Source organism: Bacillus sp. BSL6 (genome assembly GCF_052928345.1).
The window spans coordinates 66,494-86,462 of sequence record NZ_JAVGCW010000001.1 but is presented as its reverse complement, the minus strand read 5'-3'; the positions used below and the strand labels follow the sequence as shown (position 1 = coordinate 86,462).

Here is a 19,969-nt window from a genome sequence, read left to right as displayed (position 1 = left end):
ATAAGTCGATATATTAAAAAAATCGTTGATATAATTCAAGTTGTGTTCGATATATTTGGAAAATCGTCGATATAATTTCATTTATTATCATGCCACAAAAAAAACTGCCCTTTTACAGGCAGTTTTTCTTCTTATCCAAATACTTTCTCAAGTTCATCTTTATCTTGGCTTAACCAGAAGTTCATTAAGCGTTTTGCTCCTTCTAAATCGTGAAGCTTCGCTTGACCACATTGTGTTTCATTTGCAGCTGGAATTTCTGTAATTTGAACCGCATCTTTTAATGTTAATTCTAATAAATCAATAATTTCTCGAATTGTTGGTGTTCCGCTTACTACAAGGTAGTATCCTGTTTGGCAGCCCATTGGTGAAATATCGATAATATCGAAATGCGGATAACGATCAATATATTTACGTAAATTAAATGCTAATAAATGTTCTAACGTATGAATAACATCTGGTTTCATCGCTTGTTTATTCGGTTGGCAAAAACGAATATCAAATTTATTTACAATACCGTCACTACCTACATTGTGAACTCCGCAATGTCTTACATAAGGTGCCTTTACAATCGTATGATCTAATTCAAAGCTTTCTACTGATGGCATACAACATCTCTCCCGCTTTTAATTTAATTCCGTTATATCCAATATGATATAACGGAAATGCACATTAGTAAAGTATTATGTACAGTCGTGCTATAATACTTTAAGAATATGCCGAAAAGGAGACCATTATGAAACAGATTTTTATTGGGATTATACGCTTTTATCAAAAGTTCATTTCTCCGATGACACCGCCAACTTGCCGTTTCTATCCAACTTGTTCTCATTACGGATTAGAGGCGTTTCAAAAGCATGGCGCATTCAAAGGCTTTTGGCTTACTTGTAAGCGTATATTAAAATGTCACCCTTTCCACCCAGGAGGATTTGATCCTGTCCCAGATAAAAAGGATGACAAAGTACATTCTTAATTGTCGTAACCATTCACAACTAAATCTAATTTTCCTGTATCAGGATCGATAACAAGACCGTGAACAGGTACTTCTTCCGGAAGTAATGGGTGGTTGCGAAGTACTGATACGCTATGTTCTACACTTTCTTCCACACTAGAGAAGCCGCGCAAGAATTGTTCTAAATCGATTCCAGAATAACGAAGCATATCTAATTTCTCTTCTGTTATACCGCGTTCTTTCATTTTCTCAATTGTACTGCTTGCTTGAATTTTTGCCATACCACAATCATGGTGACCAACTACACATACTTCATCAGCGCCAAGTTCATATACAGCGACTAAAATACTACGCATAATACTTCCAAAAGGATGTGAAATAACAGCACCTGCTACTTTAATAATTTTCACATCGCCGTTACGCATATTCATCGCTTTCGGCAATAGTTCAACAAGTCTTGTATCCATACAAGAAATAATTACCATCTTTTTGTTTGGAAATTTCCCCGCTACAAACTCTTCATACTTTTTCTCTTCCACAAATTTCTCATTGTATTGCAAAATCTCTTCTAATGACTTCATAGTAAAAGGCCCTCTTTTCTCTCGTTTACACTACATGAATAGTGTACCAAAATATGAAAAACTCAAAAAGGATATCGCTTTATAGTAAAAATAAGATATTTTCAGATAATCGACATAATTCTTTCAAAATATACACACAGCTTTGTAACAAGTCTCACATACTATAATCCTATTTTCACTATAAACTAATTGTAGATAATGTAAAAAAGGAGTGAATATTTATTATGTCCGACGTTCTGTTACTGAGTCGTTTTCAATTTGCAATTACTATTTTTTATCACTTTTTATTTGTACCTTTGACAATCGGACTTGTCATTTTAGTAGCATGTATGGAAACTCAATACGCCCGCACATTGAATCCAACATACCGCAAAATGGCAAATTTCTGGGGTAAATTATTTACAATTAACTTCGTAATGGGGATTATAACCGGGATTACGATGGAATTCCAATTTGGAACAAACTGGTCTGAGTACTCCAAATATATGGGAGATATTTTCGGATCCCCTCTCGCAATCGAAGCACTCGTTGCCTTCTTCTTAGAATCTACTTTCATGGGAATATGGTTATTCGGTAAAGACAAAATTTCACCAAAGTTCCGTGCCTTCTGTATGTGGATGGTTGCACTTGGAACAAATATTTCCGCCCTTTGGATTATTACAGCAAACGGCTTTATGCAAAACCCAGTTGGCTACGTCGTGCGTAACGGCCGCGCTGAATTAAATGATTTCTGGGCACTCGTTACGAATCCATACGCTTGGAATATGTTCTTCCATACTGTAATTGGTTGTTATATTGTTGGTGCTTTCTTCGTTATGGCAATTAGTGCCTATCACTTATTACGTAAAAATGAAGTTGAATTCTTCAAAAAATCATTTAAATTTGGTTTAATGTTAGGCTTATTCGCCGCAACAATTACACCGTTTATAGGACATCAATCTGGTGTATCAGCAGCTAAATATCAACCAGCTAAAGGTGCTGCGATGGAAGCTGTTTGGGAAACCGGGAAAGGACAAGGCTTCTCGATTGTTCAAATTCCTGATGTAAAAAATGAAAAGAACTTTGAATTCCTTACGATTCCAAAGTTAGGAAGTTTCTTCTATACAAATTCATTTGATGGCGAAATTGTTGGTTTAAAAGATATTCCGAAAGAAGATCGTCCAAATGTTAACCTTGTGTACTATAGCTTCCGCTTAATGGTTGCACTTGGTATGTTCTTTATGGCATTAACTTGGTACGGTTTCTACTTAAACCGAAAAGGAAAACTGGAAAACTCAAAACGTTACTTAAAAATTACAATATGGTCTGTTTTACTACCATATATCGCAATTAACGCTGGTTGGATTGTTGCCGAAGTAGGTCGTCAACCATGGACAGTTTATAAACTAATGCGTACAGCAGAATCTGTATCACCTATATCTGTCCCGCAAATTTGGTTCTCTTTAATTAGTTTAATCTTGTTCTACACTTTACTTTTAATCGCAGACGTATATTTAATGCTGAAGTTCGCAAAAAAAGGACCAGCAGCATTAGAAGAACCTGCTACTAAGGGAGGCGTGGCCCATGTCTCATGATATGCTTGCAATCATCTGGTTTGGTCTATGGGGCGTGATTTGGACAGTTTACTTCATTCTTGATGGGTATGCACTTGGTAACGGAATGATTTTTCCTTTCGTTACGAAAGATCGACAAGAACGAAATCAATTACAAGAAGCAATTGGCCCGTTCTGGGGCGGTAATGAAGTGTGGCTAATTACAGCTGGTGGTGCAACATTTGCTGCCTTCCCAGTCACTTATGCAAATATGTTTAGTTATTTATATACACCGTTATTCTTAGTATTACTTGCACTATTTGCTCGTGCTGCTGGACTGGAATTCATGCATAAAGATGATTCACCAATTTGGCAAAAAGCTTGTAAATGGGCATTTGCAATTGGTAGTTTCTTAATTGCTTTCCTATTCGGTGTTACATTTGCTAATCTTTATTACGGACTACAAATCGGAAAAAATGGCTATGAAGGAAATTTACTTAGCTTACTAAATCATTACGGTATTTTAGGAGGGTTGTTCTTCACTGCTATATTCGTCGTATCCGGTGCCCTTTGGGTTATGATTAAAACGACTGGTGAAGTATCCGACCGTGCTTATAAAATCGCAAGACCATTTTCAATGGCAACTGCTATCATTTTAGCTATTTTCTATGTAGCAACTGCAAATCGTACAAATTTATTCCAAAACTTCACAGAGTACCCGGTACTATTCATTCTTCCAGTACTTGCAATGTTAATGAGTGTACTCGCGCTTATTATGGTGTACAAACATAAAATCGGTCTTGCATTCACATTCGTTTGCTTAACAATCGCAATGTTTATGACAACTGGCTTTGCGGGTATGTTCCCAAGAATGCTACCATCTCGTATTAATGATGCTTATAGTACAACGTTATACAACGCAGCTGGTAGTCAATTAAACTTAAAAATTATGTTCTTCGTTGCAATGGTTATGGTACCAATTGTTATTGGATATCAACTTTGGAGCTACAGTATCTTTAAAAATAAAATTCATAAAGACTCTGCTAAAGGGTATCACTAAAATGAAAAAGACACTTCGGTTGAAGTGTCTTTTTTTACGTATGATTTTCGATAGGATGTTATATTTCTAATCTAACAACTATAATACAGAAGAATCATTAACAGCTCACAGCTAGATTGTAGCATAGGGTAAGTTCATCATTTGATGCAATTTTGCATATTTCTCTATAAAGTAAACTGTATTCCCTGATCATTCACATCGCTATCTCCTACATCCGCTGTACTAACCCCGCTAAATGTTTGTACTTTAATCCCTGTATTCGATGATCCCGATCCATTATAAGCTTTCGTTTTTTCAATCGGCTGCACGTTATATTTATCTCCTAAATTAATCGTTCCGTTACAGTTTTCAATAATAACACCTTCCACAACTGACGGCATTTTGTCACCCACTTTCATTTCCTTACTTTCATTTTATGAAAAGCGCCTAACAAAATAGCATGTTTCCATAAGAAAAAAGCACTCAAACTGAGTGCTTTTTTCTTATTTACCTTTTTTCTTTTTCTCACAAGCAGTTCCATCGCCATCACGGTCTAAATGCTTACCATAATATGGACTATCTCTTGTAATATCATAATATCCCGCATCGTTTGCTTCTTTACAGTTAGCAAAACGTTACATCATCACCAAATCCAAAAATCCCATTTCCGTATCCAGCAACAACGTTTTTATTTGCTAAATCCATAATTGCTTTATAAGACCAATGATTGTTTGGAACATCTTTAAAACCTGCGCTTGCCTCCGCTGTTCCAATTAAAGTAAATGCTGTAGTTGCAACAAGTGCACCTGTTAAAATTAATTTTTTAAATCTCATACTTAAGTCTCCTTCTCTTTCCATAATAACCATTTAACAATATAACAAATTATTCAAATGTATTTTGCCATATTCTGTCGAACACAAAAAAGAATCCTGCAGGATTCTTTTTTGCTAAGCATGAATGGCAATTTTGGAGACAGTTGACTTCTTCAAAAATTTATTAGGGGTAATATTTTGAAAAAGAAAGCCTTTCATATGTAGGTTAACACCACTGGAATATATAGTAAATTGATAATATTTATACGGAAGATTGCTAATGTTTAGTATAGATAGTTTCCACTATGCTAACAGTAAAAACTATCTATACTAAACAAAAAAAGTGCCTTCAAAGAAGACACCTTTCATAAACAGACACTATAAAACAGAATTATTTATTGTTATACGATTGTTAGATACAAAAAGTAGAGGGAAATGTTTGTATTACATTCTGTTTTATAAAGTATGTCTACCACTTATATTTTAATCCTCTTCACTTGAAAATAAATATAATATGCATAATTACATACGAAAAAGAAAAGACACTCCATAGAGTGTCTCTTCAACCATTTTACTTTTAATATATCGCTTTGAATATATTGTAGCATACGTATCCATATATTTTATTGAGAAAATTCGAAATCCTTTTTCTTTCATTTTCAATTATAAAATCATGTAATATAAAAGGTATGTCAAATTCTTATACAAGTTGAGGTGTACTATATTTATGTCTTTTGGAATTATCCCTCTTATACTGTTTATTATTTTTCTTATCTCCTATTTAAAAGATCCACGAAAAATAATAAACGGCTTTTTATTTAATACCTTTATCTGTTTTTTCCTTCTTTTTTGTGTAATTATATCTGTGAATTCAAGTAGTGATGTCCTACGCTATATTATAGTCTTACCTATTTTAGCACTTATCATTATGATTCCTTTCGGTGTTATTGCTTTAATGTTTGGGCTATTTCTGAATGCGAGAATTTTAATGAAACGAGAAGGCAGACGTTTTACTAACTGTTTAACACTTATTGCTGCTTTAGGTATTTTATTCTCTATATTATTCCTTTTCATAAGTCCAGCAAGTTTCTTCTCATCACATTTCCAGCCTATTTTCGCTGGTATTTCTCTTATAACCGTATATTTCTTTATACACTTATCTAACTTCTTAAGCGCTTATTTTCTATATCAATTCAACAGACCAAGACGTAATCAAGATTTCATCATCGTTCTTGGAAGTGGCTTAATTAATGATAAAGTACCACCTTTACTTGCAAGTCGTATTCATAAAGCAATCGACTTTTATTGGAAACAAGCAGCGGTGAATACACCACCAACAATTATATTCTCTGGTGGCCAAGGTCCGGATGAAGGACTTCCTGAAGCAGAAGCGATGCAAAAGTACGCTGTTGAAAAAGGTATTCCAATTGAACATACAGTACAGGAAAATCGTTCTGTCAACACATATCAAAATATGTCGTTCTCTAAAGAAATTATGGATTCTTTAAAACCTGAAGGTAAGTATAGAAGTATCTTTACAACAAACAACTTCCACCTTTTCCGCGCTGGTATATACGCAAGACAAGCTGGTCTTAATAGCCAAGGAATTGGATCAAAAACTGCCTTTTATTATTGGCCTAATGCAATGATTCGTGAATACGTCGCAATTGTCGTAATGGGGCGTAAACGTCATATGAAGTTTTGCGGAGTTATTTTAGGATTCGCTTTATTTGTATCAGTACTTAGTTTTATATTTTCTTAATAGCATCCCATCCTTTCAAAGGATGGGATTTCTTATACTTATTTCAAAAATATTTTAAAGATAATATGGTGATAATATTCCCTGCATATACCCTTTAAAGAGAATTTTTTCAAATTAAATGTTAAAATGGAAATTAGGTGTGAATTACGTAACAAATAAGAAACTAGTTTGAAACGAGGAAATCATATGGAGAAAATTATCAAAAACAAGCCCAATAAGCTTAAAATCGCTTCAAAAGCTTTGATGATTATTATTGGGGCATTTATCACAGCGTACGGATTAGAAGCGGTATTAATTCCAAATAACGTATCAGACGGTGGTGTAACTGGTTTAAGTATCGTTAGTTCAAGATTATTTGGATTGCCATTAGGAGCTCTAATTGCAATTATTAACATTCCTTTCGTTTGGTTAGGATATAAGCAAATCGGTAAAAGCTTCGCTATTTATTCCATTATCGGGATTGCTTCATTAGCAATAGGTACCGTTGTCATGCACGGAATACCAGCTATTATTGAAGGCGATACATTATTAGTTACAGTTGTTGGTGGTATCATTATCGGTTTTGGTATGGGACTAGCATTACGTAACGGCGGAGCATTAGATGGAATCGATATGCTAGCTGTATTGCTTTCTCGTAAGTTACCATTTGGAACGAGTGACCTTATTTTATTCTTAAACATGTTCGTATTTATTTTCGTATCCACAGTATTCGGTCTTCAAGGAGCTATCCTCTCGGCAATTGCTTACTTTATTGCTTCGAAAGTGATTCATATCGTTGAAGTTGGTTTAAGTGGTTCGAAAGCATTTAAAATCATTACGAAAGAGCCTGAATTGATGGTAGAAACAATTCGTGATCGTTTAGGCCGAAGTGCAACATATAACGAAGTATACGGCGGTTATTCTAGAGAGAAATTCAAAGAAATTTCTTGTGTAATTAACCGTTTAGAAGAAAGTAAAATGAAAGAACTTATTAATGAAATCGATCCACACGCCTTTATTACAGTTTATGACGTAGCAGAAGTAAAAGGCGGTAACTTTAAGAAACGTGATATTCATTAATCGTTATGAAAGAAGAGGGTGTGCCAATATGTTGGCACACCCTCTTCTTATTATTTGTCAGTAAGTCGATATATTCCAATAATCGTTGATATATTTTTACTCGCCCCATCTTCCTCCGTTTTTCATCCATGCTACATATTTTTGAAAGGCGGGCACTTCTTGTTGAAAACGAAGTGGAACATATAGAAAGAGAGTACATGTACATAATATCCATAGAATACCTACTACAAAGTGAAATTTCATCGTTGTGCTAATAAACAAACTTAAGAATAAGACGAGGAACATAATTACACTAAATCTTTTATACATAGTCATAATAATCTCCTCCTTATAACTTCATTGCACCAGCTATAAGGAATTAATTTCCATAAAAAAAAGACCAAAAAGCAAATTTCACTTTTCGGTCTCTACACTATCTTCTCTTCGTAATCTTTCCTGAACCACCGACCCTCGTTTTCGGAGGAGATGTATTCCTTGGCGGCGTTTTAATAGATGATTTCGGCTTCACATCTGATCCGCTTGAACCACCTGGATTTTTCGTAATTTTCCCTTTGCTTCCAGTAGAAGGCGGGGGCGTGCTGTTTCCTTTTTTCGTAATACTTCCTGTATCTCCTACAGAAGATTTCGAATCTACATTATCGCCACGCTTAATGATAGACCCTTTCCCTTCCTTCGTAATTGGAGGCGGAGTTTTCTTTTCTTCTTTCGTAGGTGGTCTCTCTGGAATAACTGGTTTATGACTTTGTCTGTCATTATATCCGCGATAATCACCGTACGATGATTTTCGTGAACCGAATATATCGTTTAAAATACTTCCCATAATATACCCTTGTAGGAAGGACGGTTGATAATTTTGACGGACAAATTCTTTATTACTTATTTCAATTAACGTATCAGATGGCTTCTCTTTATCCTTTTGCAGATTATAAATCTTATCAGAATAAACGAGGAACATTTGATTTTCGTCTTCTTTAGATGCTTGCTTCGGTTCTCTTTCATTCATGAGTTCCTTCGCGACTTCAGGAACTGACCGATTGGCGGCCCTATACACGTAAGATTCTTGTTTACCTTCCTTTGCGACAGATTCAAGCGGATAACGGTCTTGAATCGACTTTGTCTGCCCGCCCTGACAACCTGATAAGGCATATCCAGCAACAACAAGTAATGTAACGATAGCAAGTATAGGGATCACGAACGATTTAATCATGGTAAACAATCGGTTTGACATGATTACGCCCCCTTACGTTGCTCTTATAATTTGTACATCAGCAGGAATAATTGCTTCTCCCTCATACATCATTGTGCGACCATTTTGCCATTCAATACGTAATAATTTTCGATTATCTGATTGGAATTCCCATACATACTGTTCTTCTGAAGCAGAGAATGGTGTTTTCCCCATTACAACAACACGTCCGTTATATTGCTCTTCCATATGGTACTCTGTTTCATCCATTTCTATTGTCGTCGGAATTTCATCAATTGAATCTAAACGACCATCAATTGGTGTATACAATTTGTAATACGTATTTTCACGATCTTCAATTTTTAAATAACGAATATCTTTCCCGTCTTGCAGTGTTAAAACAATTTCTTTACGAGAATGCATACTCGTTTTCCCAGTTAATTCGTACATGACTAATGAAACTTCAACCATATCGCCAGGAGCTAACGTTAACAAGCTTTTCTCTGGTTTCGGCGGCTCTGGGCTCTTCATTATATTTTTAATTCGTTTAAATAAACTCATGATCTACCCCCTCCTTCTCTCTTTATAAACAAGCACCTAAAATAAGTGCACCCACAATATGTAATGATCCGGCCAACATCGCGTGCGCAACACTGCCTTCTTTCGTACCTTCTTCTAAATCTAAACCAGCCATTTTCTTTAACACAAATTCGATAAACATTTCTACCACTAATAAAATAACGAAAGAAACTGCTGATGCAAGTAGCGCTTGCCATAAGTCATTTGCTTTCGTTATCGATTGAGATAAAATGTACCCTTGCGCGAATAATTTCATGACGAAACGAGTTGTTACAGCTGTATTCCCATTTTTTATTTCTTTTAAATCATTGTATTTTGTAAAAATCGAATCAACCCACATAATTGCAAATAAAAGTACTGCACTCGCTCCAGTCCATACAAGCATGGCTAATACATTTGTCCATGTCATTGCAAAACCTCCTCTAAATATAAAGTGAAACTTTAATCAGTGGGGAGGTGTTCATTCCCCGCTGATTATTAGTTGAACCAATCGGGCATTTACGGGCAGTAGATCTCCCCCCACCTCTCTGCTTTCACAAAAAGTAAAGGTGGGAATCTTACTGCCCGTTAATGCGGGGTAATAGAAAACCGACATGAATTTGTTTAGACATGTCGGTTCATTTGTCTCTATTCTATATTATTTCTCATACTGCTTCATAATACGAGCTAATTCATCGTCAACAGCAGAATTTTTGTTTAAGCTTGCGAATTCATCATCTAATGATTTTTCTTTCTTGTACACTTCACCGCTTGCTTCTGCTTCAGCCTCTAATTGAAGAGCTTTCTCTTCCATACGGCTTAAACCAGCTTTCGCTGAGTTTGAATCAAATCCAGACATCGCCTGATTAATATTCTTTTGTGCTTTCGCCGCATTTACACGTGCTACAAGTGTCTCACGTTTATTTTTCAGCTCTGTTAATTGCTTACGCATTTCTTCTAGCTTCAGGCGAAGATTATCAGCAGCAACTTTATTTTGCTCATAGCTTGCTTTATACTCATTCATCTTTTGCTCTGCGCTTTGTTTTTCTTCAAGAGCACGACGCGCAAGATCTAAGTTATTAGCTTGAACAGCCATATGAGCTTGCTCTTCACGTTTTTTCACAAGTGCTTCTTGCTCTTCAAATAAGATTTTGAATTTCTTCTCAAGCGCGATTTGAGCTGCTACACTTTTCTCAGCTTCTTGTACATCCGCTTGCATATCGCGTAAATATTGATCCGTCATCTTAACTGGGTCTTCTGCTTTTTCAATTAATGAATACACATTCGACATTGTTAAATCTCTTAATCGTTTAAATACAGACATTCTAATTCCTCCTATGACTTACCTCATATTTCAAATTCACTACTTGGAAAACTGAAAAATCTCCCTTAACAGTAAAGAATATTCATTTTTACAGCTATATGTTTATTATAACAAAACTAATATGTCCTTACATGTTATTTCCAAAATACAGCCAATATAATATGACATTCCAGATAAAACATTGTATTCCTAATATATTCTCATTAATCCTCTTCAAAATTGCCTTATTTTTATGCACTTTCACTAAATTACATTATTGTAATGTTACTGTAAGCTAACTCGATAGTTGCGTCTCCCTATTTCTTATACACTAATACTAGAAGCAACAAACAAGCTTCTCATCATTTCGGAACTAATACAAAAATTGTATTTACTATAAAACAGATAAAAGGAGAAATCATCATGAAAAAATTAGTAGGAATCGGATTAGCAGCAGCAATTTCACTTGGAGCATTATCAGGTTGTTCTTTATTAGGAGAGAAAGCGAACGGCTTTGTAATTTACGGATCAGAAGAACAAGTTCAGCAAATTACAGATAAAAACAAAAAAGAAGTGAAAGAAAAAGACTTCTATAAAATGAAAATGACAACATTAGAAGGTAAAAAAGTTCTTGTCATGGATAAGAAAACTGGTGAAGAACTTGTAAAAAAAGAGTTGCTTAACAAAGTGGATGAAAAAGACGATACGAAACCACTTGATAAATTACCAGCTGTAACAACAGAGCAAGGTGTATTATTTGCTAAAGAAAAAGTACAAAATGCTACACTTGATGGAGCAAAATTAAAATATGAAGGCAACACAATTATCGGAAGTAGCCGTGCATATGCCGACATGTTCGCAATTGTTGATGATGCAACTTACGGAAATGTAAAAGGTGAAGAAAAATCTGTAGGTGTATTAAAATTCGATAAGGATCCAAGTAAAGAATTCCCTGGAAAGAATGGTGTAGAATCATCACAACTTGTAAAAATTAAGAAGTAATAAAAAAAGCTTTGCGACATTGAAGTACACCCCAATTGTTAGACACATAATTAACAATTGGAGGTGCATTTTTTATGGCTAAATTTTCTTCAAAAGATAAAATACAAGCAATAAAACGATATCTAGAAGGTACTGAAGGTGTTTTTTTTACTTACTAACTATATGACTGTCGTTGACATTGATCCGCTGAATAAATCTATAATTTGTACGGATGCATTTTACAATAATATGACGTTAATATTATTGATGCAAAATAAAACAAGAGCCACCCCTCAATTGGAGGTGCATTTTTTATGGCTAAATTTTCTTCAACAGAAAAAATTCAAGCAGTGAAACGATATTTAGATGGTACAGAAAGTGGAAAAACAATTGCTAAATCTATAGGAGTTACTCCTAGCGTACTTCTTGAGTGGATTAGACGATATGAATCTTCAGGTGAAAAGGCCTTTGAAAAGTGCTATACATTCTACCCAGCCGAGTATAAACTAGATGTACTTTATTATATGAATGAACACGGGACATCTATCAGAGAAACAGCGGCACTTTTCAATATACCGTCTTATGAAACACTTCGGAAATGGAAAATAGCTTATGAAACAGGAGGATTGGATGCCCTACAATCAAAGAAAAAGGGGCGTCCAACCATGAAAGATAAAAAAATAAAACCAGTAGATGAAGGATCAATCGAAGCTTTACAAGCGGAAAATGAGCGTTTACGTATGGAAAATGCATATTTAAAAAAGTTGAATGCCTTAGTTCAAAACAAAGAAAAATCACCAAACAAGACAAAGCGCAAGTAATCTACGAGTTAAGGCATGAATTTCCTATCAAGGAGTTACTTCAACTCGCAAACATTCCACGTAGTACGTACTATTACTGGATGAAACGTTTTAATTGTCCTGATCCAAATGAGGAGGTAAAAGAACTGATTCAAGCTATTTATAATGAACACGATGGGTGTTATGGTTATCGTCGTATTCGTGATGAACTTATGAATCGTGGACACAAAGTAAATCATAAAAAAGTATATCGCCTTATGAAAGAATTAGGGTTAAAATGTCTGGTTCGTATGAAAAAATATCGCTCTTACAAAGGGACAGTTGGGAAAATTGCGCCAAATATTTTAAATCGCAACTTCCAAGCTGAAAAACCAAATGAAAAGTGGGCTACAGATATTACGGAGTTTAAGTTATTTGGGGAGAAGTTATACCTATCACCAATGTTGGATTTATTTAATGGTGAAATTATCACGTATACAATTGGTTCCAGACCGACCTATTCCCTTGTTTCAACGATGTTGGACCAAGCCCTTTATTGTGTAACCGATCCAGATAAACTCCTCATTCACTCTGATCAAGGTTGGCACTATCAAATGAAACAATACCGTCATTCTCTTAAGAATCGTGGCATAACTCAAAGTATGTCTCGCAAAGGAAACTGTTATGACAATGCCGTTATTGAAAATTTCTTCGGTATCATGAAATCGGAATTTCTGTATCGAAAAGAATTTGAAAGTATAACACATTTCAAACAAGAATTAGCAAAGTATATAGAATACTATAATCATAAAAGAATTAAGGCAAAATTAAAGGGTATGAGCCCAGTACAATACCGGGCTCATACCCTAGAGGCTGCCTAATGAAACGACCTGTCTAACTTTCGGGGGTCACTTCAAATTAAGGACGGCTCTTGTTTTATTTTTCGAACCTTACACACTCACCTGAAATCCACTAATTACCATTAATGTTATACATACCATCTTTATATCCCTTTATTACTTCGCACTGCAATACTTCCATGTACTTTCTAAGAGTGCTATCACTTATTCCTAGTCGTTTGGATACTTCACTAGCAGAATAAACAATTTCGTCCGTCATAACGTTACAACGGATTTGATTAATTAAGAAGATAACTATTTCAAATCGGAAGAGGGTTTAAAACAGTTAAAGAAAATGATTTTTGGATGTAACTTCACTTCACTTAAATAAATGACACCATTTTTATTTTAATCCCCTCTAATAAAGAACAGACATAAAAAATAATATTTTACCCAATAAATAATATATATACATTTATAAATGCAATATTGCATATCGCATGGACGCCCTAAATAAAATATGCAACAATTGGAATCGTTATTTTAAAAAAACATTTTTGGAGGAATTATACACTTATGTTAAACCTAAACTTAAAATCAAAATTCAAGAAAATCATCCCAGCTTCAATGGCATTCGCTGCACTTTTAACAGTTGCACCACTTTCTTCTTTTGCTGCTGAAACAGATGCACCTGTGAAAAATAATGTTGTGAATTTCCCACAAACAAACTACAATGTGACTGATTTAAATCAAAATCCAACAATTGATATAGATGAAGACGGCGAGGTATCTGCTCAAGGTTGGAAAAAGCAAGGATTAATTTACGGTTTAAAATGGGGCGGTGAAGCGTTAGAAAGCCTTCTTGGATACTTAGGTAAAGCAAAATATAAGAACGCTGTAAAAGAAAATCGTTTATCAATTGCCCACTATTTAGAGTACACAGAAAATGTAGCTAAACGAGGATTAAAAAACTTTTTAATTGATGATTGCGGCATAACACCTTCTACAGCAGATGTAGTAGCGGAAGGAATTTTATTTGTTATTCTATAATGTGTAATAATAGTATTGATACCTTATAGAAGTATGGAGATGATATACATGAACACGAATGAATTCGAATTATTAAAATATCAAATTGAACTATTGAAAAAAATGGTTAATATTGATGACAACCCTCTCTATGATTATATGATTGACTATAATTTTTCTAGAGAACAACATAATATTTTTGTAGATATTCTAAGTGCTTTTTCTCTTCAATTAAGACGTCAATCAGAGCAATTAGAAAAAGATGGAATTAAATATTTTGAATCTCATAAAGAAGCCATGTTATCTAAATACTCTCATTTAGATACTACAGGTTTTAATGGACTATCTATAGAAAATGCTCCAACTTTTGAAGCATTTTCATCTCTTATTACTCCATTTTTACCTGAAGATGTAAAACCTTTAATTTTATTAAAGCGTACGAATCGACAAGGTATACATACAGACATTTGTGAGTATTTAATTTCAGAATCACAAAAATAAGGCGCAATATGCGTCTTATTTTTACGTTTGAAAGGACTAACATTCGATGAAAAAAATAACTATTCATAATTTACCTTTATTTGCTTTTACTATTTTTTCTTTATTAATCTTTTTTATTGGTGGATTAAATGAAAAAAACGTATTTGCTGCTGAACATGATATAAAAAAAGACTACTTAATTATGTTTAATAACACAGTTGACGAACAACTTATCATTAAACATGGTGGTGTTATTAAGGAAACCTTTGAAAATTTACCTATTATTAAAGCTGAATTCTCCTATAATCCTGAAAAAGTTTTAAAACATAATAGTAATGTTAGTGAAGTGGAAGTAGATCAAACTATTAAAGCCCTTGGGGATAGTAATACTCAAACTAATCCCTCAATGACACAATCAAAATCCATCAACACTATTCCTTTCACTGGAAAAGGGGTATCTGTTGCTATATTGGATTCGGGAATTGATACAGAACATACAGATTTAAAAATAAAAGACGGTATTTCATTTGTAGAGAATCACCCAAGTTTTGATGATGATAACGGTCACGGGACACATTTAGCAGGAATTGTCGCAGCACAAGATAATGAATTAGGAATGACAGGTATAGCACCTAATGTAGATTTATATGCCGTAAAAGTATTAGATAAATATACAAATGGAAAATACAGTACAGTTGTAAAGGGAATAGACTGGGCCATTGAACATAATGTAAATATTGTTTTAATGAGCTTAGGAGGAAAGAAAGAGTCAGCATTTTTTAAAGAAGCTATGGACAAGGCTTATCAAAAGGGTATCTTATTAATTGCCTCAGCTGGTAATGAGGGGTATAAGGACGGAAATACAATTTCTTATCCTGCAAAATTCCAATCAGTAGTTGCTGTCGGAGCTTTAGATAAAAATGATGCACGCGGTTTTCTTTCAAGTAAAGGTAATGAACTTGAATTAATGGCACCTGGTGTTGATATTTTAAGTACATGGAAAGATGGAAATTACAGATTAGATAGCGGAACATCTATGGCAGCAGCCCACGTCGCGGGCGTTGCTTCATTAATATTTGAAAAGAACCCTTATTTATCAAATAAACAAGTTAGAGAGATTATGAATAAAGCGGCTATTTCTCTTGGTAATGCTTTTGAATATGGTAATGGTAAGATAAATGTAGACTACGCTCTAAATATGGCGGATTAAACATAATGTTAAAAGGTGCACTTAAATATGAGTGCACCTTTTAACATTATTTAACACAAATATTATTATGCTAATCTAAAGTTTCCGTATTTACATTTTTTCTTTTTATCTCATAATTTTAATTTGGGGAAAGGGAGGAAAGAAATGGTTCAAATCAAAGTAACAACTGAAATGCTAGAAGAAGTTGCTAATTGTGCAAATAATACCAGCATCGCATGAGAAACTATACATAATAATTTATGTAATGAAATAGATCATTTGTGTTTTCAATGGATTGGTGCCTCTAACCAACAGTTCATTCAAATGTTCAATGATGCAAGACCAAAAGCTTTTACATCTATCAATTCGATTATAAAAGTGGAAGAGAATTTGAAAAGAATTGCCGAAAAAATTCCGTACCGCAGATGCTTCATATGATGGAAATCTTGAAGAAGGAGCAATGTGTGGTAAGTTAAATAGTGAGAAAAATGATGGATTTTTACGTGACAAGGTTTGGCATGGTCTCAAGGAAACTTATGAGGATCTTAGTAAAGTAAAAAATTCCGATGAGTCTTTATATGATAAATTTAAACATGGTATCGATGCAGCGTATAAAGATGTGAATAAAATAAAAGACACTATTCACGAGAATATGATGGGGGAGAGATAATTCGCGTTACTAGGCCACCAAATCCTGCAGGAGTATATGTTGCAGAGCTAAAGGTTGATGGTATTGTAAAACAAGCTAAATCTTCATTTTTCCCTAAGGATTGGAATAGAGTCCAGGTAGTTGATTCTATTAAAGAAGCATATACCAATCTTGTTCAAATCGCTCCAAATAAATACGTAGAGCAAACTTCCTCTGGATTTAAGGTTGAGATGATTATTGAAAATGGAGAAATTACCACTGCTTATCCAAAATATACGAGCGCGATTAATTATTACATTAGTCCACCAAATATCAATGTAAATTAGAAACTTCAGAATTTAGGAGATTCCTTTTGCTTTGGAGAAATAAAATGATGACAGAAGGACGAGATATTGAAGTAAATTAAAAAGACTGCCTGTAATGAAGTGCACTCCAATTGTTAGACACATAATTAACAATTGGAGGTGCATTTTTTATGGCTAAATTTTCTTCAAAAGATAAAATACAAGCAGTAAATGGAACAATTTAAGCAAGAACTAGAAACTTATATTGATTACTACAATCACAAAAGAATTAAAACAAAACTAAAAGGATTGCCCCCTGTGTAATACAGAGTTCAATCCTTATTAGCTGCTTAATATATTTGTCTAACTTTTTGGGTTCAATTCAAATTCGCAAAGCTTTCTTCTATTTATGAGCAATTTGCTCCATATCCGGACTACAAGTATTCGACTGACATGACTTATTTAAAGAACATGCCGCGCATTTTCCTTTTTTACTTCTCTTTACAAAATTAACTAACGTGTATGCTGCATAACCAAAAATGATAGCTCCAATTATAATATTGACCATTATCACAATACATCTCCTTCTAGAATCCGAGTAGGGATCCAACTTGGTATATAATGAGCGTTAATACATAAGCAACTACGAGTGGATACACGACTGAGAAAATCGTCCATTTCGCTGATCCTGTTTCACGTTTAATAACAGCTACCGTCGCTAAACACGGAACATATAATAAAATAAAGAACATAAATGCATAAGCTGACAATGCTGTATAATGTGCTCCCATTACATTTCCAAGCACATCTTCTTTCACCGCATAAATAATGGCCATTGTAGAAACGACAACTTCCTTCGCTAAAAATCCTGTTAAAAGGGAAGCTGCAGCTTGCCACGTTCCAAAGCCAAGTGGTGCAAATAGTGGTGCGATAAATCCACCAATCATTGCTAAGTAACTGTCTCCCATATCAACACCAAATCCTGATGGACCTGCATAGTTTAATAACCAAATGACAACCGAACCACCGAAGATAAATGTACCTGCTTTACGAACAAATCCTTTTCCTTTCTCCCACGTACTTAACCATAACGTTTTCGCTTGTGGTACGCGGTAAGGAGGTAGCTCAATAACGAAAATAGATTTTTCCGCTTTTAAAATGGTAAGAGACATAATTTTTGTAACGAGTAACGCTAGAGCAATACCTGCAACATATAAAGAAAATACAACAGTTGCCTGACTTTTTGGGAAGAATACTCCCGCAAACAGTGCATATACAGGTAAACGTGCTGAACAAGACATAAATGGTGTTACAAGAACTGTAAGTAAACGTTCTTTTTCTTGTTCAATCGTTCTCGCTGCCATAATACCTGGAACATTACAGCCAAAACCGATAATCATCGGAATGAACGCTTTTCCGTTTAAACCGAAGAACTCCATAATTCTATCCATAACAACTGCAATTCGCGCCATATACCCTGAATCTTCTAATAATGAAATAAAAAAGAATAGTGCAAAGATTTGTGGAACGAATACTAATACAGCACCAACACCGGCAATAATACCTTCTGTAACGAGTGCTTGAATAAAATCAGAAGCTCCGATACTTGTAAGTCCAGCTGTCACCCAATCCGTAAGCTGTCCAGCAAAAAACTCATCTAACATATCTGACAGCGGTGTCCCAATCCACGTAAACGTAACCTGAAAAATAAAAAACATAACTGCTAAAAAGATTGGAAGTCCTAAAATTTTATGTGTAATTAATCTATCAATTTTTTCTGAAAAAGGAATTTTTCCTTCTTTCTCATGCTTCATAACATTTGTTTTTAACTTTTCAATATACGCTTCACGAGTTTTATAAATATGCTCTTCCAACGTACAATCAAGTTTTTCTTCTAAGCGAGATCGAATGGCTTTGAGTTCCTTATAGATTGGTAATACCTTCATTTCTTTTTCTACTACTTCGTTATTGCTTAAAAATTGAAGCGCTAACCATCTCGGATGCTCGTAATTCACTGTCTCTAAAAGAGCAATTACTTCTCCAATTCCTTCATCCATTTGTACACCATATGAAATAAGGAATGGCTTTTTCTCGTTTTTGTCATTTTCTTTAAGAGTCGCAAGTAGTTCTTCACAACCTTTGCCACTTCTTGCAACGACAGGAACGACTGTTACACCTAATAGTTCTGATAATCGTTTTACATCAATTACAATTCCTCTTTGCTTCGCCACATCAATCATATTTAAACCAATTGAAACGGGCTTACCAAATTCAAGTAATTGCAACGTTAAATGCATATTTCGTTCAAATTGCGAAGAATCCACAATATTTAACATATGCTGAAATTCTTCTGTTAGTAGAAAGTTTGTTACAACACCTTCATCACGTGAAACTGGATTCAAATCATACACACCCGGTAAATCAATCAATGTTCCTTGCTTATCTTTTAATTTACCAACCTTCTTTTCTACTGTTACACCGCTCCAGTTTCCTATATATTCATAAGAACCAGTAAGTGCATTAAATAATGATGTTTTCCCTGTATTCGGATTCCCTAGCAAAGCTACCTTATTCACGCTAATTCCACCTTTATCATTTTCGCGTCACAATGACGAATGCTAATTAACTGTCCACGACACTCCAATGTACAAGGACCTTTGAACATCGCTTTTTGCTTCATACGAAGTTCGCTTCCTTCCGAAAGACCAAAAGCAGCCAGTCTTCTCTTTAATAATTGATCTAACGACTGAACGCTTTTTACTAACACTTTCTCACCGATTTTAATATCTACTAAGCTCATAACCTTCCCCCTCAGAAGAGAATGATAATTATTTTCAGACAAATTATAGCACACTCTATTTCTCTTGTACTATACCCTTTTGCTTCATATTTATTAACATTTCGCTACAATTCTATTTCAATCATTGTCATACTGTATTCGTTTGCCATTCTCATCC

23 protein-coding genes and 6 pseudogenes are annotated in these 19,969 nt (G+C 34.5%); 15 read left to right on the top strand and 14 right to left on the bottom strand.

Going from position 1 to position 19,969, the window contains the following annotated elements:
• Positions 1-131 precede the first annotated feature (131 nt).
• Positions 132-605 (bottom strand): S-ribosylhomocysteine lyase LuxS, encoded by a 474-nt coding sequence (gene luxS, locus RCJ96_RS00560; RefSeq protein ID WP_416504482.1) that lies wholly within the window; start codon positions 603-605, stop codon positions 132-134.
• Positions 606-733: 128 nt separating this feature from the next.
• Between luxS and yidD the strand changes: the two genes are divergently transcribed.
• Positions 734-970 carry a membrane protein insertion efficiency factor YidD gene (gene yidD / locus RCJ96_RS00555; protein ID WP_000809329.1) on the top strand — a complete coding sequence of 79 codons (237 nt, stop codon included), beginning with the start codon at positions 734-736 and terminating at the stop codon, positions 968-970.
• On the opposite strand, the gene RCJ96_RS00550 is transcribed toward yidD, so the two are convergent.
• Positions 967-1,530: a beta-class carbonic anhydrase gene (locus tag RCJ96_RS00550; protein ID WP_000838159.1), complete on the bottom strand. Its 564-nt coding sequence runs from the start codon at positions 1,528-1,530 to the stop codon at positions 967-969. The two genes, yidD and RCJ96_RS00550, sit on opposite strands and share 4 nt — an antisense overlap.
• Before the next feature lie 224 nt (positions 1,531-1,754).
• Between RCJ96_RS00550 and cydA the strand changes: the two genes are divergently transcribed.
• Together cydA and cydB are read left to right on the top strand one after the other, a co-directional pair.
• Positions 1,755-3,104 carry a cytochrome ubiquinol oxidase subunit I gene (cydA, locus tag RCJ96_RS00545; RefSeq protein WP_001286162.1) on the top strand — a complete coding sequence of 450 codons (1,350 nt, stop codon included), beginning with the start codon at positions 1,755-1,757 and terminating at the stop codon, positions 3,102-3,104.
• Positions 3,094-4,122, top strand: coding sequence for a cytochrome d ubiquinol oxidase subunit II (cydB, locus tag RCJ96_RS00540; RefSeq protein WP_074606847.1), 1,029 nt, complete (start codon positions 3,094-3,096; stop codon positions 4,120-4,122). Before cydA ends, cydB begins: the two co-directional genes overlap by 11 nt.
• A 164-nt stretch (positions 4,123-4,286) precedes the next feature.
• Here the strand turns inward: cydB and RCJ96_RS00535 are convergent, their stop codons facing one another.
• From RCJ96_RS00535 to RCJ96_RS00525, 3 genes and pseudogenes are all read right to left on the bottom strand, one after another.
• Positions 4,287-4,520, bottom strand: a complete 234-nt coding sequence (locus tag RCJ96_RS00535; protein ID WP_139302725.1) for a spore germination protein — start codon at positions 4,518-4,520, stop codon at positions 4,287-4,289.
• A gap of 84 nt (positions 4,521-4,604) precedes the next feature.
• Positions 4,605-4,691, bottom strand: a complete 87-nt coding sequence (locus RCJ96_RS00530) for an excalibur calcium-binding domain-containing protein (RefSeq protein WP_446699740.1) — start codon at positions 4,689-4,691, stop codon at positions 4,605-4,607.
• Between the two features lie 43 nt (positions 4,692-4,734).
• Positions 4,735-4,935, bottom strand: a pseudogene (locus RCJ96_RS00525) (S-layer homology domain-containing protein); the annotation flags it as partial.
• Between the two features lie 706 nt (positions 4,936-5,641).
• Here RCJ96_RS00525 and RCJ96_RS00520 point away from each other — a divergent pair.
• Together RCJ96_RS00520 and RCJ96_RS00515 are read left to right on the top strand one after the other, a co-directional pair.
• Positions 5,642-6,676 carry a YdcF family protein gene (locus RCJ96_RS00520; protein WP_074606851.1) on the top strand — a complete coding sequence of 345 codons (1,035 nt, stop codon included), beginning with the start codon at positions 5,642-5,644 and terminating at the stop codon, positions 6,674-6,676.
• 186 nt (positions 6,677-6,862) lie between these two features.
• The gene (locus tag RCJ96_RS00515) at positions 6,863-7,735 is read left to right on the top strand and encodes a YitT family protein (RefSeq protein WP_000411239.1); all 873 of its coding nucleotides are present in this window, start codon (positions 6,863-6,865) and stop codon (positions 7,733-7,735) included.
• 96 nt (positions 7,736-7,831) lie between these two features.
• On the opposite strand, the gene RCJ96_RS00510 is transcribed toward RCJ96_RS00515, so the two are convergent.
• The 5 genes from RCJ96_RS00510 to RCJ96_RS00490 all read right to left on the bottom strand — a co-directional run bounded on the left by RCJ96_RS00510 (position 7,832) and on the right by RCJ96_RS00490 (position 10,803).
• Complete coding sequence (locus tag RCJ96_RS00510) at positions 7,832-8,050, bottom strand: hypothetical protein (protein ID WP_074606853.1); 219 nt, start codon at positions 8,048-8,050, stop codon at positions 7,832-7,834.
• A gap of 97 nt (positions 8,051-8,147) precedes the next feature.
• Positions 8,148-8,963: a DUF4247 domain-containing protein gene (locus tag RCJ96_RS00505; RefSeq protein ID WP_074606855.1), complete on the bottom strand. Its 816-nt coding sequence runs from the start codon at positions 8,961-8,963 to the stop codon at positions 8,148-8,150.
• A gap of 12 nt (positions 8,964-8,975) precedes the next feature.
• The gene (locus RCJ96_RS00500; RefSeq protein WP_416504484.1) at positions 8,976-9,482 is read right to left on the bottom strand and encodes a DUF4178 domain-containing protein; all 507 of its coding nucleotides are present in this window, start codon (positions 9,480-9,482) and stop codon (positions 8,976-8,978) included.
• Between the two features lie 22 nt (positions 9,483-9,504).
• Positions 9,505-9,909, bottom strand: coding sequence for a DUF350 domain-containing protein (locus RCJ96_RS00495; RefSeq protein ID WP_000220322.1), 405 nt, complete (start codon positions 9,907-9,909; stop codon positions 9,505-9,507).
• Between the two features lie 228 nt (positions 9,910-10,137).
• Positions 10,138-10,803, bottom strand: a complete 666-nt coding sequence (locus tag RCJ96_RS00490; RefSeq protein WP_000110284.1) for a PspA/IM30 family protein — start codon at positions 10,801-10,803, stop codon at positions 10,138-10,140.
• 402 nt (positions 10,804-11,205) lie between these two features.
• Here RCJ96_RS00490 and RCJ96_RS00485 point away from each other — a divergent pair, with 402 nt between their 5' ends.
• The 3 genes and pseudogenes from RCJ96_RS00485 (at position 11,206) to RCJ96_RS00475 (ending at position 13,423) form a co-directional block, all read left to right on the top strand.
• Positions 11,206-11,784, top strand: coding sequence for a lipoprotein BA_5634 family protein (locus RCJ96_RS00485; protein ID WP_074606857.1), 579 nt, complete (start codon positions 11,206-11,208; stop codon positions 11,782-11,784).
• 144 nt (positions 11,785-11,928) lie between these two features.
• Positions 11,929-12,021 (top strand): annotated as a pseudogene (locus tag RCJ96_RS00480) (YolD-like family protein); the annotation flags it as partial.
• Between the two features lie 56 nt (positions 12,022-12,077).
• Positions 12,078-13,423 (top strand): IS3 family transposase gene (locus tag RCJ96_RS00475; RefSeq protein WP_416504485.1). Its coding sequence is split into 2 segments (ribosomal slippage): positions 12,078-12,519 and positions 12,519-13,423, totalling 1,347 coding nucleotides; the frame shifts between segments, so codons are not numbered across the junction.
• 118 nt (positions 13,424-13,541) lie between these two features.
• Here RCJ96_RS00475 and RCJ96_RS00470 read toward each other — a convergent pair.
• Positions 13,542-13,661, bottom strand: a pseudogene (locus RCJ96_RS00470) (DUF3967 domain-containing protein); the annotation flags it as partial.
• Positions 13,662-13,957: 296 nt separating this feature from the next.
• Here RCJ96_RS00470 and RCJ96_RS00465 point away from each other — a divergent pair.
• The 7 genes and pseudogenes from RCJ96_RS00465 to RCJ96_RS00435 form a co-directional block, all read left to right on the top strand.
• Positions 13,958-14,431 (top strand): hypothetical protein, encoded by a 474-nt coding sequence (locus RCJ96_RS00465; RefSeq protein ID WP_000933426.1) that lies wholly within the window; start codon positions 13,958-13,960, stop codon positions 14,429-14,431.
• Between the two features lie 48 nt (positions 14,432-14,479).
• The gene (locus RCJ96_RS00460; protein ID WP_001095277.1) at positions 14,480-14,911 is read left to right on the top strand and encodes a hypothetical protein; all 432 of its coding nucleotides are present in this window, start codon (positions 14,480-14,482) and stop codon (positions 14,909-14,911) included.
• A 46-nt stretch (positions 14,912-14,957) separates the two neighbouring features.
• Positions 14,958-16,100, top strand: a complete 1,143-nt coding sequence (locus RCJ96_RS00455; RefSeq protein ID WP_416504486.1) for a S8 family peptidase — start codon at positions 14,958-14,960, stop codon at positions 16,098-16,100.
• Between the two features lie 144 nt (positions 16,101-16,244).
• Positions 16,245-16,566: pseudogene (locus tag RCJ96_RS00450) on the top strand (WXG100 family type VII secretion target); the annotation flags it as partial.
• The gene (locus RCJ96_RS00445) at positions 16,540-16,749 is read left to right on the top strand and encodes a hypothetical protein (protein ID WP_370648076.1); all 210 of its coding nucleotides are present in this window, start codon (positions 16,540-16,542) and stop codon (positions 16,747-16,749) included. The pseudogene RCJ96_RS00450 and the gene RCJ96_RS00445, both read left to right, overlap by 27 nt.
• Positions 16,746-17,134, top strand: a pseudogene (locus RCJ96_RS00440) (EndoU domain-containing protein). The gene RCJ96_RS00445 and the pseudogene RCJ96_RS00440 overlap by 4 nt, the downstream one beginning before the upstream one ends.
• 109 nt (positions 17,135-17,243) lie before the next feature.
• Positions 17,244-17,336, top strand: a pseudogene (locus RCJ96_RS00435) (IS3 family transposase); the annotation flags it as partial.
• Between the two features lie 79 nt (positions 17,337-17,415).
• Here RCJ96_RS00435 and RCJ96_RS00430 read toward each other — a convergent pair.
• The 3 genes from RCJ96_RS00430 to RCJ96_RS00420 are packed head-to-tail and all read right to left on the bottom strand — an operon-like array spanning position 17,416 to position 19,812.
• Positions 17,416-17,583, bottom strand: a complete 168-nt coding sequence (locus tag RCJ96_RS00430; RefSeq protein ID WP_000989595.1) for a FeoB-associated Cys-rich membrane protein — start codon at positions 17,581-17,583, stop codon at positions 17,416-17,418.
• A 16-nt stretch (positions 17,584-17,599) separates the two neighbouring features.
• Positions 17,600-19,588, bottom strand: a complete 1,989-nt coding sequence (feoB, locus tag RCJ96_RS00425) for a ferrous iron transport protein B (protein ID WP_446699711.1) — start codon at positions 19,586-19,588, stop codon at positions 17,600-17,602.
• Positions 19,585-19,812, bottom strand: coding sequence for a FeoA family protein (locus tag RCJ96_RS00420; RefSeq protein ID WP_000060519.1), 228 nt, complete (start codon positions 19,810-19,812; stop codon positions 19,585-19,587). The genes feoB and RCJ96_RS00420 overlap by 4 nt, the downstream gene beginning before the upstream one ends.
• Between the last annotated feature and the right edge of the window lie 157 nt (positions 19,813-19,969).

Bases quoted from the DNA above. Each gene is read 5' to 3' on its own strand.
- RCJ96_RS00535 (WP_139302725.1), bottom strand. From the start codon at position 4,520: ATGAAAGTGGGTGACAAAATGCCGTCAGTTGTGGAAGGTGTTATTATT.
- RCJ96_RS00505 (WP_074606855.1), bottom strand. From the start codon at position 8,963: ATGTCAAACCGATTGTTTACCATGATTAAATCGTTCGTGATCCCTATA.
- RCJ96_RS00420 (WP_000060519.1), bottom strand. From the start codon at position 19,812: ATGAGCTTAGTAGATATTAAAATCGGTGAGAAAGTGTTAGTAAAAAGC.
- RCJ96_RS00485 (WP_074606857.1), top strand. From the start codon at position 11,206: ATGAAAAAATTAGTAGGAATCGGATTAGCAGCAGCAATTTCACTTGGA.
- RCJ96_RS00465 (WP_000933426.1), top strand. From the start codon at position 13,958: ATGTTAAACCTAAACTTAAAATCAAAATTCAAGAAAATCATCCCAGCT.
- RCJ96_RS00495 (WP_000220322.1), bottom strand. From the start codon at position 9,909: ATGACATGGACAAATGTATTAGCCATGCTTGTATGGACTGGAGCGAGT.
- luxS (WP_416504482.1), bottom strand. From the start codon at position 605: ATGCCATCAGTAGAAAGCTTTGAATTAGATCATACGATTGTAAAGGCA.
- RCJ96_RS00510 (WP_074606853.1), bottom strand. From the start codon at position 8,050: ATGACTATGTATAAAAGATTTAGTGTAATTATGTTCCTCGTCTTATTC.
- cydA (WP_001286162.1), top strand. From the start codon at position 1,755: ATGTCCGACGTTCTGTTACTGAGTCGTTTTCAATTTGCAATTACTATT.
- RCJ96_RS00515 (WP_000411239.1), top strand. From the start codon at position 6,863: ATGGAGAAAATTATCAAAAACAAGCCCAATAAGCTTAAAATCGCTTCA.
- RCJ96_RS00490 (WP_000110284.1), bottom strand. From the start codon at position 10,803: ATGTCTGTATTTAAACGATTAAGAGATTTAACAATGTCGAATGTGTAT.
- yidD (WP_000809329.1), top strand. From the start codon at position 734: ATGAAACAGATTTTTATTGGGATTATACGCTTTTATCAAAAGTTCATT.
- RCJ96_RS00550 (WP_000838159.1), bottom strand. From the start codon at position 1,530: ATGAAGTCATTAGAAGAGATTTTGCAATACAATGAGAAATTTGTGGAA.
- RCJ96_RS00445 (WP_370648076.1), top strand. From the start codon at position 16,540: ATGTGTGGTAAGTTAAATAGTGAGAAAAATGATGGATTTTTACGTGAC.
- cydB (WP_074606847.1), top strand. From the start codon at position 3,094: ATGTCTCATGATATGCTTGCAATCATCTGGTTTGGTCTATGGGGCGTG.
- RCJ96_RS00500 (WP_416504484.1), bottom strand. From the start codon at position 9,482: ATGAGTTTATTTAAACGAATTAAAAATATAATGAAGAGCCCAGAGCCG.
- RCJ96_RS00455 (WP_416504486.1), top strand. From the start codon at position 14,958: ATGAAAAAAATAACTATTCATAATTTACCTTTATTTGCTTTTACTATT.
- RCJ96_RS00460 (WP_001095277.1), top strand. From the start codon at position 14,480: ATGAACACGAATGAATTCGAATTATTAAAATATCAAATTGAACTATTG.
- RCJ96_RS00520 (WP_074606851.1), top strand. From the start codon at position 5,642: ATGTCTTTTGGAATTATCCCTCTTATACTGTTTATTATTTTTCTTATC.